Origin of the sequence: Sodalis-like endosymbiont of Proechinophthirus fluctus (assembly GCF_001602625.1) — a bacterium.
GTDB lineage: Bacteria > Pseudomonadota > Gammaproteobacteria > Enterobacterales > Enterobacteriaceae.
The window spans coordinates 18,328-29,947 of sequence record NZ_LECR01000090.1 but is presented as its reverse complement, the minus strand read 5'-3'; the positions used below and the strand labels follow the sequence as shown (position 1 = coordinate 29,947).

6 protein-coding genes and 3 pseudogenes are annotated in these 11,620 nt (G+C 45.1%); 6 read left to right on the top strand and 3 right to left on the bottom strand.

The window, feature by feature from the left end:
• The first annotated feature begins 674 nt into the window (after positions 1-674).
• The 4 genes and pseudogenes from BG74_RS08825 to BG74_RS08820 all read left to right on the top strand — a co-directional run bounded on the left by BG74_RS08825 (position 675) and on the right by BG74_RS08820 (position 4,493).
• Positions 675-1,586, top strand: coding sequence for a cation diffusion facilitator family transporter (locus BG74_RS08825; protein ID WP_066597911.1), 912 nt, complete (start codon positions 675-677; stop codon positions 1,584-1,586).
• A gap of 421 nt (positions 1,587-2,007) precedes the next feature.
• Positions 2,008-2,215, top strand: a pseudogene (locus tag BG74_RS11715) (YgdI/YgdR family lipoprotein).
• Between the two features lie 706 nt (positions 2,216-2,921).
• Positions 2,922-3,089 (top strand): hypothetical protein, encoded by a 168-nt coding sequence (locus tag BG74_RS14370; protein WP_187202836.1) that lies wholly within the window; start codon positions 2,922-2,924, stop codon positions 3,087-3,089.
• A 131-nt stretch (positions 3,090-3,220) separates the two neighbouring features.
• Positions 3,221-4,493: pseudogene (locus BG74_RS08820) on the top strand (peptidase T).
• Positions 4,494-5,388: 895 nt separating this feature from the next.
• Here the strand turns inward: BG74_RS08820 and BG74_RS14365 are convergent.
• Complete coding sequence (locus tag BG74_RS14365; protein WP_187202835.1) at positions 5,389-5,562, bottom strand: hypothetical protein; 174 nt, start codon at positions 5,560-5,562, stop codon at positions 5,389-5,391.
• Between the two features lie 3,807 nt (positions 5,563-9,369).
• On the opposite strand from BG74_RS14365, the gene BG74_RS14360 reads away from it, so the two are divergent.
• Positions 9,370-9,591 (top strand): hypothetical protein, encoded by a 222-nt coding sequence (locus BG74_RS14360; RefSeq protein ID WP_066597907.1) that lies wholly within the window; start codon positions 9,370-9,372, stop codon positions 9,589-9,591.
• Between the two features lie 252 nt (positions 9,592-9,843).
• On the opposite strand, the gene BG74_RS14355 is transcribed toward BG74_RS14360, so the two are convergent.
• Positions 9,844-9,996: a hypothetical protein gene (locus tag BG74_RS14355; protein ID WP_187202834.1), complete on the bottom strand. Its 153-nt coding sequence runs from the start codon at positions 9,994-9,996 to the stop codon at positions 9,844-9,846.
• 691 nt (positions 9,997-10,687) lie between these two features.
• On the opposite strand from BG74_RS14355, the gene BG74_RS08795 reads away from it, so the two are divergent.
• The gene (locus BG74_RS08795) at positions 10,688-10,930 is read left to right on the top strand and encodes a hypothetical protein (protein ID WP_204376369.1); all 243 of its coding nucleotides are present in this window, start codon (positions 10,688-10,690) and stop codon (positions 10,928-10,930) included.
• A 291-nt stretch (positions 10,931-11,221) separates the two neighbouring features.
• On the opposite strand, the pseudogene BG74_RS18315 reads toward BG74_RS08795, so the two are convergent.
• Positions 11,222-11,620: pseudogene (locus BG74_RS18315) on the bottom strand (trifunctional transcriptional regulator/proline dehydrogenase/L-glutamate gamma-semialdehyde dehydrogenase); the annotation flags it as partial.

The following is an 11,620-nucleotide window of genomic DNA, read 5'->3' as shown; positions in this document are numbered from 1 at the left end:
GAAATAGCGCTTACCTCGTCGATTGTTGTGCGAAATAGGTAATGTACCCAATAGGACGACAATAAAGCGTGATGGACTGACTATGATGAGTCTGAGGTGTAGGGATCCGTTTCGGCAAATCATGTCTAGAGTCATTAAAATTAGACCCTAATGATGTCGCAAGACAGACATTTATTTGCCTGTTGACTTTATGTTCCGTTCTGGATTAAGGCGCCGGTACAGTGGGAGGATACGATAATTCAGCCAGGGCGACGCAAATGTGCATAAAAATGAGAGTGATTATTTCTATGCATGAAAGTCACATCCTGTCACAGTTTAAACACCAAAATGAGCCAATTTAAGCATCCAGTTTTTCACGCTAGTGATAGTTGTTGATGCGATGTGTCAAATTCATGGTATCAGAAGGACTTAACGTCCTATGAGTAGGAAGTGGGTGGAAAGCAGCTTGAAAGCCTTTAGGGCGTTGCGCCTTAGTCATGGATGTTAATAATGAATACGTGATTATTTTATTGTTTTTCAGCGTATAGGAGAATCGGCAAAGAGTTTATTTAGTGCTTACACTTTCTTCATGAGTGAAAAACTATTTTTTTAATTCTCGAACTAACATAATAAGCATTTGAATTTGATTATTTTATAGCGTGTAGGGTAAATGATTATCATATGGATAAAGCATTATGATTACTAAACTGCCAAAAAAAAGCCTGATGTATCTCTCCTCGCTGGTTTCTTTTGGTGTCGCGCTAATGTTGGTATGCATCAAAATTTGGGCATGGCTGGAGACGGGATCTATTGCATTACTGACCTCGGCGGCGGATAGTTTAGTCGATGTATTAGCGTCAATGGTCACTCTGGTGGGCGTATATTATGCACAGCGGCCCGCGGACCGCGGCCATCGTTTCGGCCACGGTAAAGCGGAAGCCATCGCCGCGTTTGTGCAGGCAATGCTCTTAGCGGCAGCCGGGGTCGCGCTCGGGATAGAGTCTGTCAGCCGTCTCATGGCTCCACAGGCGATTGCCGTGCAGGGGCTTCTGGGTATTATTGTGATTGTCACCAGCATCCTTTGTGCCAGCTTACTGGTGACAATGCAAACGCTGGTGGTGAAGTACACGCAGTCCACGGCAATAGCTGCCGATCGCGCGCATTATATCACCGATATCGCTATGAATATAGCGGTGCTCTGCGCGCTGATTCTTGAGCATCAGTTTGGCTGGATCAGAGCAGACGCTAGCGGTGCGCTGGCGATTTCGTGCTATATGGTATGTAATGCGTGTTGCATGATCCGATCAGTGATGCTGCAATTGCTCGACCATGAACTTGATAGCGCCGATCGCCAGCGCATTACCGCCTCAGCGCTGAGTTGTCAAGGTGTGGAAGGGGTACATGACCTGCGCACCCGTAATGGAGGAGATCGGATATTTGTCGAGTTGCACGTCGAAGTAGATGGGCAGTTGACCGTCGATGCAGGTCACGCCATTTGCGATAATGCGGAAGCGGCGGTCAAGGCACTTTTCAACGCAGCGGAAGTTTCTGCACATCTTGAGCCGGCTGGGATTGCGGACGAGCGTCTCGATGATCTCATTAAATAGCGCTGCGCGCAAGATATTCGCGGCGGCGTTTAGCGTCTACTATGGGTAAAAAATCCACCGAAAAAAACGTGGGTACCCAACATCATTTTCGTCATCACCGGAGCTGGATGACGTAATGAAACTATCGTCTAACAGCAGCACGAAAAAAAATTAATAATATTAATATATAGTTATCAGATATCGCAGAAATGATGCGCGTTTTTCCTGACGCCGCTCTTAATTTCTAGCGCTGAGAGTCTGATGGTAGCGAATTCGCCTTATGCCGCTGGGAGGGGGAGAGAGCCTTGGTAAATATCTTGTCATCCCGCATTGTCGAGATATAATCCGCCGCTATATAGGAAAAAATTAGCGATGCCGCGAGTTTGCGATAAAATTATCGCATGTCTGATAAAAATCAGTCTATTATGAAAAAAGTATTTTTATGTTATCAGTGGTAATTTTCAGCATTTATCGCCAGTTCAGTTGCTCAAGTAACTACCCTATTATACATACAAACGATGGCAAAACTATCGTCAGCGATGGTAAACCCAAGATCGATGATCAGACAGGGATGATCTGCTATAAAGATCAACGGCACCAAACAGCAAATAGCCCGGTACCGATGTGAAAAAATGGTCGAAATCAAGTAATGCTGGGTAAAACATCTTGTCTTCTCTTTCATCCCTGCTGTGGCAGAAGTTTTTTGTATCAGCACCTAGTAGGGGCTTGTGTTAATCCCCTTGGCTGGCACGGTGCGCGCCGCCGTGAAAGTTATTCCAGCCAAATTACAATAAAACATGACATAACAGTTAGGAATGATGCGTAGTCACCAACTAAATATGCATAAAATGTCTTGCATAACCAGGCGATTAGCAATTTTATTAGTGTATTAATAGGGATTGATAGGGATTGATAGGTGCGATATGAGAAAATTACTGGTACTACTGTTATTCGATAGTCTAGTAGCACCGATGGCGGTGCTTGCCAGTCCTGGCGGTTAACATGGTTGGTCCCTTGGGCCTGGCCATGGAGCACGCTTTCCTTTCCTACCTGGCGCGGCGGAAAACGTTTTAATCGCCGGTCTGATCTATATTATATGCTCAACGGAATCTATTATTATCAGCGGAAAACGATCAATGTATAGTGTTGCAGACGACTCCATGAATATTCATTAAAATTATATAATAATTAATAATGGTATCAACCATGCGAATAACTCTTGTGCTTGACGGGTATCTGGGAAGTTGGGTGAGGACATAATAAGAAGTCTTGCCGTGAACGCTAGATGAAAATCCGGCAAAATAGTTTTCTTCACTATGTTTTGTTTCTCATCCTATTGGGCTAGAGGGCATGACTATGACTATCTTAGTAACGTTGTTTTTACTAGTTTATTGGCTATTTGATACGCTAGTGATCAATTTTTCTGAGTTGCTTACTTTTATTGTCCATGTCTTTATCAGAGTGCTGCACGATTGCATTAAATGGGTCATGATGGAAAAGGAGCTGAAGTCAGTAACGAAGTAATCTGGACAAATGTCCATGAATGCTCACCGGGAAAAAGGGTGGTTCCCGCAGGAAAAAGAGATTATTATTCATGCCGACATTGAGAAACATACCCAATCGGTGCTAGCTGTTACTTCCCCAAGCATGTATTCATGTCTGTTGTGATCCAGAGCCAGTTGATACAGCGTTTTTCTCTATTTGGCGGTCACGTCGCAATGTGATACATCGTCCAGTAGGTTGCCCAGGCGTACTGGGCAACCTACTGGACGATGTATTGGTTGAAGAATTAACCGCTCTCGGTCTGGATAACATCCTAGTTTATAGGCATACCACTGTCACCGCAGTCAAGCGAGGTAACCGGCCGGGTGTGCGCCCTATAGGCTTTATCGCGCATCTGGATGCGGTGGATGTGGAGTTATTACCGGGAATTCATCCGCAGCGGCTGCATTTTACCGGTAGGGATCTTTGCTTCCACCCGCGTGAGGATATCTGGATACGGGTGGCAGAGCATCCAGAAATTTTGTCCTATACCAAATGACATTTTGTTCAGCGACGGCACCAACGTTGCTCGGTGCTGATAACAAAGTCGCTATCAGCGTCATTATAACCCTATTAGCAAATATTATATCTACCATCCCATGGTGATATTGTCATCGCGGTTTTTTCCCGGTGACAAGATTGGTCTGCGCTGGCGACAAGACGTAGGATCTTTCGGTAGATTTTTCTACACCATAAATTACTGTGAATAGAGAGAGGTGGTTTATGAAAACTTAAATGCTGCCGTCGTCACGGTCGTTTTTACCGGTGTGAGACCGCGCATCCCCATGGTAGATAAAGGGGTGAAATCCTATCCTGATATCCCATAACTTTATCGACTACTTTGACTGCGCAAAGTCGCCAGAAACTACGGCGTTGCTGGATGGCTAGCTGTATTTGGCGATAACGCGCATCAGGCCACTCTTTCATTAGCGGTGCGTGATTTTTTAGTGGTGGTGCGTGATTTCGATCGGCAAGTATTCTATGATCGAAAACAACAATTCTACGCTGCGGTAGCTGAAATAGGCCGACGCTATTCTAGCGTAGTAGTGACGTTACAGTGACCATGAGCGACATATATAGCAATATCAATAATACGCTTGGGGAATATCAGCGCGTCATTGATCTGCTGATACGCGCGCTGAACACGCGAGTAATCGCGCCCAAAATTATCTTCATGCGAGTGGTACAGACAGTGCGACGCTGTCCGCTAACGGTATCTTCAAACCAAACTATTTCACCAGCGCTCAAAATTTTCATTCACGCTTCGAGTTTTTACTCGTCAGCGATTTTCTCAGTAGTTATGCGCTGATCCGAAAGATTTTCTGCTTGCCGCCATGGCAGATTACTGGCGGCCGGGATGCCTTCAGAGGCGGCGTTGTCAAATAGGGAATAATAGAAAACCCCTATCATAGCCAATTGTGTATTCGCGTAATAGCGCCATACTGTAGGAGTCGAGGCGATACTTTGGAATACCAGCGTCGCGCTATGGGCAACAGGCGGTGCCGAGATACTGTATAACGTGAGTACGATATTTTTACTACTTACTGATTGGCTTCCAAAATTGCGTGGTTGTTCCCGCGGCAGATCTGCTCCTTATTGTTTATATAATCTGTCTGGCGCTGTCCCTAGGACTAGGCTATGCCTAGGAAATACTGACAATCAGGAGTGGATATGGATTTCATCAAAGTCATTTTCTATCTTACCTCATCTTACCTCCGGTTGACGTTTTCATGGAAGTGGGATTGCACGGCGCTTTTTTTAGATCAGTATGTTACTGATCTTTCTGTGGTATATTCTCAGTACTGTCCATGCGGTGTGGATTATCGCCAGCCTGACTAGGCCTTAACACGTCTTGGCGACAAGATTTTACTTCAGGTAGTCTAATCAATAACCCCATCCGGTCTCGCGCCACTATTAACTATACTGATCATAATTAACTATACTGATCATAATCAGGCGCTAACCCGGTATGTGTGAGCAACCCCGGCCCTGAGGCGGGGTCTTTATTTGCGATGCAAACCGGCCTATAATGGGACTCGGCCTCAGGCACTGTGGAGCCAGACGTGAAGATCTTATCGGACCGTTGTCGCTGACGATGCCGGTGAGAGGCTAGACCGGTCTTATTCGCCCTCGATCGTGGAGCAAGTTATATTAGTTCGGCTGATTATTTGTCACGCAAGGGAAATCATTATGGCGAACGATCCTCACTATCAGGTCCTGCTGGGTCGTATTGAAGCGCTTGAAGCATGAGACGTCAACTTACGTTGATGCCTCATGCCTATCAGATGGTGTTAACCACTATCTTGATGTCCAAATCCGTGATCGGATCGTTACCATGGTAGATGAAGCACATGAAATCTCCTATTCTCAAGCGGTAACCCGCAGTTACCGGCACCTTTCGGAGGTTATCGAAGGCGCGGATGAGGTAGTGCAACGTATGTTCAATTATGTTCATGATAATCCGCATTCTGGGCTGTGAAGTTCATGGTGCTGATCTCTTTGATGCTGTCTCCACGGCGTACTTCTTCAGGCTAAAGCACACTAGTCTGAATGCTCCATTTCCTGTTAAACTGCTCAGCGACGGCTTTCCTCCTGCTCATACAGCTTGTATAGGGGTGGGGGCGCGACGGCGCGGCACGACCATGGAGACCTATAAATGATACCTATTTCTTATGCGCTCAGGACATGGTTTTTGCATGTTGACTCAGGCAGCATATTAACTTTTTTGCTGCCGGGTAAGTTTTCAGGTCGATGAGAGGCGTTGAGTGGCAATATTGGTTATTTAATGATATGTTATGATTAGATTTTCAGGGGTAGTGATGGCAACTTTAATGTTGCTATGTTTATGTTGCTATGTTTATGTTGCTATGGGGATACGCCAGCACCACCTTGGTGGACCAGGCCCAGTCCCGGCGTGCCGAAGAAAAAACCATAGGCACATATTGCCGCGTGCTGATGGCAAACTAGCCTAGCCCGTGGCCTTGCCAGGTCTCATCGAAGCGATAGAATGATATCTGGCACAGGATAATCATCAAATCTCGACTTGGCAAGACGACACGATTTTATCTCGTCTTAACCACTATCAGGGAACAGAGCTGCAGCCCATTAACTGCGGCCATGGCGGATATTGTCTAGAATGCATGCGCATAGGCGAGTTGGTGCGATGGATATCACCATAGGGCCATTGATTAACCTCTAGGAGTTTGGTCCAGAAAAACAGCCGTCAATGATCTTTAACGCCCGGAAAATAGAAAATGCGCGCTCGTTGGTTTGGAACATTTGCGGCTTATTCGGAACCAGCAAGGGTAGCGGGAGCTATTGTGGATTTGCAAGGGCATGGCATAAGCACCTCTAGCAGTTATCGAAACTATTATGAGCTTAATGTATGAGCTTATAAGCTTAATGTATGAGCTTAACGGCAAACACATAAGCCACGTCATTGATCCTGTGATCCGGCAGGCCGATAGACTATAAACTGTTGTCGGCAACGGTTATCGCCAAAACGGCGCTGGAGGGGCAGACTGTTAGGATACCGATTGATGGTGCTTGGTACGGAAAAAGCCAATATAGTTGGCGTTGTGTGAAGGGTCGACAGTGTTTTTGATTACTAAAAGAGACAAACGGATTTACCACATGGTGGATGTCGCCGCAGTTTTCCTCTTTTATCTTTTCTCGTACTGATAAAAATTAATAACGTTGCAGTGGTAGGTATGAGACGCCCTACCTTGATAAAATAGCCCGAACTCAGTAGGGCTTAACAGGCCTATCTCTTAAGAAACGATATGTAAGGAAAATAGTATGTGTAAATTTCCTTTCTTCCCACTACTGATGTTGATGATATCCTTAATCTTTTGGTAACCCATCTTCAACCTACAAGTAATCGAGGCGGTTATGAGCAAAGGTAAAGGTAAAGATAAAGCCGCCAAAGAAACTAGAGAAGACATTGAAGGAAAAGCGTGCAGACAAAAAGAGCAAAAAGGAGCTCGGTATTTGAGTATTTTTTTACTGCGGTCAACCAGGCGAGAAACCGGGTTTTTTTATTGCTGGGAGATCATCTCCGCGAGACGCTTTTGAGGCCATAAAGCTATGGGTGATAAAAAATTAGTCTGGAAAACTATTATACTGTCTTCCCTAAAGACTTTCAGGAGATAGCGCGATGAACAGAGAAATTTTCTGCCGGTGGATTATAGTACGCTAATCACCATAAAGTGATGTTAATAATAAATTTTATTAAATTATATTAATTAATTTTAATTATTAAGAAAATGAAAACACGTGGCTCGGCGCTGCTCTTGCGCTTAGTCTCGCCGCTGCAGCTGACAAAGCCATTTGCCACGGGTAAAAGGAGTATCGATAGCAGGGACGTTTTGAGAACGAAGCGTTGCCGACGGGAATATCGCGGCACTGGCGAAAAAGGATTGCTAAGGCCAGGCAAGGTAGCTTGATACCACGTATGGGGCGAAAACCGAAGACAAACGCCAGCAGTGACGCTACTCTAACGAGAGGGATCGTTAGGAGGTTGTATGTGCAGCGGCGTGAAATAGTAGGGGTAGGGTGGGATCATTGCGGGAAAAGTGGCCTTCGCAGCCGTGTCGCCAAAATATTTTTAAATAGCGTGGTGAATTGCGATTGGGAATTAAAACCATAGTAGTATACCGCAATATCAAGAATGCGCTCGTCAGAATTACGTAGCCGGAGTACGACTCCAGTCAATTTGCGCTCGCGGATATAGGGACTAATAGTCATGCTGATAGTAGCTCTAAAATGCCCTATATATGCCATACGGAGTAGCCGGAGCAGGAGTTTATTTCCGGCAAAGCGATATCGCGATCCAGATGATCCTCAATCTAGTCTCCAAGGGAAACTACCAGAGGTTCATAGGGCATGTGGGCCTAATCGATCAACTGCCTGATAGATAGTTAGGGAAACGCTGCGGCATATCCTGGTCGCGCGATGAGTCCCCTGCCGCCACTGGTGTGCAGAGTTAACAAAAACGGCCGAGACCGTTCAGCGAGTGTCACGCGCCGCTGAGCATCAGACATTCCATTTATTGTCTTCTTTGACCGCGTCACCTGAATTTGTTTATTTATTTTACTCAACGATAAAATTCCCAAAAGCCTCACATCATTTCTATACTTCTAAATTATTTTTTATTTCCACAGAAAATGTTTTAACTACAATGTATGATTTTAATTAAAGATATTTTTTCGGACAACTTTTAAGGAGCACCATAAATCACCGTTTATTAACAAATTGGCAAGCTGCCGACGTGACTCGTATCGACAAGTGCTCTCCAAAATTTCCCGCAGTGACGCGGGAAGCACATCTCTTAATCATATTTGTTATATATTAATAAATATATAATATAAAAATATTTTTATATTATGTGTTAATTTTTAAATACTCTATAATAATGAAAATTATTTGTAAATTTTTTATTATAAATTTTTCTATATATTTTTATGTTGTTAAATGTAAACTGAATAAAATATCGATAAATGAGAATTGAATTTGCCATTATTTATGGTTAGCGATCTCCTATCAAGGAAGGAGTATTGTAAATACTGCCTGGACGCGGCAATTTTTAGCTTAAAATTAATTGACCTGAACCCATGTGCTAATACTTGCACGGCCGAGTTAGAAAGGATTTGAGGGGGTTACAGTAATCTGCCCGCTCGTGAAGTCATAGCTGATAGTGGGCGTTGATGAACACATCAGAGGTGATGATGTTTTGGTCTTCACCTTGAAGAGGATTTGGTGGAAGAACGGATAAAATTGCAAACTGTGCGTTTTTTATGTTACGAAGTGAACGGGTAGACGCGGGAGCAGGCGTCTAGCCCGGTTATGGCAGAGTCATTTTTCATGACTATACTTATTTTGCTATCACTGCCGCCCTGACTCAGGCGGTTCCAGAACTAAGCACGAGGAGACCATTGTTTCGCTGGTCGTTAGTACCGGAAAAAAAGAATGCTGAGTGCTGGTAAAGCACACACCAATGAGCGTGATGAAAACTAGGATTCACTTCATATTGTTGCACTCTTTTGAACCCTGCTTTCAGTCTTGACTGTCAAGGCCGCCGGACCATGGGCGTACGCAATGAAAAAGTTGGACGATGAGCCGTGAAGAGCGCGCCTAAGCGGCCGGGATACAATGAGGAAAAAAGGTATTATATCAAGTGAATTCAATGTTCCCGATAGTGTCGGAGACACTACCTGTTTTTTGATGTGGATGGAACGTTCGCCGGTATTGAAACTCGGCCTGAATGGGTCACTATCCCGGAGATATCAAACAGGCACTATGCGAACTGTCCGCTTCCCGCCGGCAATGCGATGGCATTGGTTCCTGTCGGACCATAGCTGAACTTGATAGCCTAGGCACGCTACTGCGCGGACTTTCCGCCGGTATTCATGGCGTGGCGCGACGTGATGCCAGCAAGGGACCTACCTCCTACTACGTGGCGTCGCTGGCACCTCTATCGCCATAGCTTTTGCATAGGAACTTAAACAGGCTATTGCGTCGTTTGACGACTACAATATGGAAGAAAAAGAGGTAGCATTTATATTGCACTATCGTCAAGGAAATAATACCGCGATTCGGATCCTAGCACTGGCGTAGGACCTAGTAAGACGTTATTCCGAACTGGTATTATAGCCCGGAAAATGTGTAGTTGAATTTAAGTTAGTGGTAGTCGATGAATGTGCAGTGATAGCGGCATTCATGATTCATGAGAGAACTACTATTTGTCGGACGGACACTGTTGTTTATCAGTAACGACCTGACAGATGAAGCAAGTTTCAAACAGGATAACACTTTGCAGGGCATTACGATTAAAGTCGGATCCGGTACCATAGTTGTCCGATACCATCTTGACGATGTGAGTCAGGTACATCGTTGTATTCTGAAATTGGCAAAACAAAAAATGATTTTATTAAAACCAAAAAACTCATATGAATCTACTATTGGTACTATCAAATTGAATAGTGGTTATTGAAGGTAAAAATGAAAGCCCTGGTAGCCTATAGTCGTCGGCACAATATTTTCAATTAAAATATAAGGTCGGATTTTATTTTGGCAGGAATAGTAAAATAAGAGAAGAAGATGAGTCTCTCGAAAAAAATAGTAGGATAACAACATTAATTTTGTCGTATTTAGTTTAAAACAAATGCTAGTACGATCAGTATTCTTGATTTTTCTGATACCGTTATCTAGATCACCTTTCATTACTGCCTCTATTTAGAGTAATATCAGCGTGAAGATTATGATAGCTATTGCCGTGTCAATGAAATATTATCGGGACGTCTTAAGACGCTGATAAACTAAAAAGATATCCTCTAGATATACGCTAGTGGCGTATCATGGAGCGCCTACTGCCGGATAACATCAGCTGCGAACCGAGTTCGATGCTTTTAAGCGTAATGAGACATGCACTAACACTTGGAGATAGCGGCATAAAGCCGTCGCCATGAATCATTAATCGGCGCCCAATTTTCGCTGGTGGGCAGCGGCGTAAAATTTGAGAAAAAAGTTGTCGAGCAGTGGTGTGCGGGTGGCTATTAACGATAACGCGCGATAACGCGACGGTGGGTGACGGCGCTGGAGGCGTAGCAGCGAAAACGTCAGTAATTACCCGCGTGTGGTTGGTTATCGACGTCCTCAATAGGATGAGCCATATCGAAAAGCGGCGAGACTTTCTTACTCTTACTCTGTTCAAACAACTGGCGGACTTGGCGGGTCCAGTGAAGACGCTTAGGCACAATGATTCTGGTTTCCTGTGGGGAACACCGGAAGCAGTTTTTGACGCCGGTGAAGCGTTTACTCATTGAATTAATTTCTCTTTGCTTGACGTCCTTTGAATTTAGCATAGTGGAACCCCTGAAATGGGTTGGCTCAAGTTTGCACGTAAACTTGCGCGCAAGCTGCATCAGGTATGTGAGATCGTGCTAATAAGTGCCTGGAAGCGGTGTGGGTAGCACATTACCCCCCAGCAGCGCCAACACACCCTGCAGTGTGTAGTAGTGTACAGGGCTTGCACCCTGCGACCGACCCGTCCAGATGACACTTAGGTACACAGCAAGTGTCCCTATCAGGCACAGGTAACGTGCAGGCAAAAACCCTTAGCCAATAGTCATCAGAGTGGCATTGCCGCCTGCAGCGGCGGTATTGATGCTGATTACGCGTTCGACTAACAGCCGTTCCAGTGCTATCTGGCTGTCACCACATGCATAACCTTGCACTGCTATCAATGGGCCAGGACGTACTGCAAGCGTTTGTGCTAAAATTCGCAACTGATCGGAGTCACCATGAAACAGTACGACATCCAGCATGACGTTCTCCTTTCTCCAGTCCGCTAACAGAGTGATACACTGCTGAACAGGCTTGGGCAACGCGGCGAACAACCGGCGGCACTGAGGAGACGAAATCCACAACGCCCGTGCCCCAATGCTAGTGACCGCTGCGAGTTGCAATAACAGGTCAGGCTCCTGGTCCGCTAGGCATAAAATACGTTCCCGCGG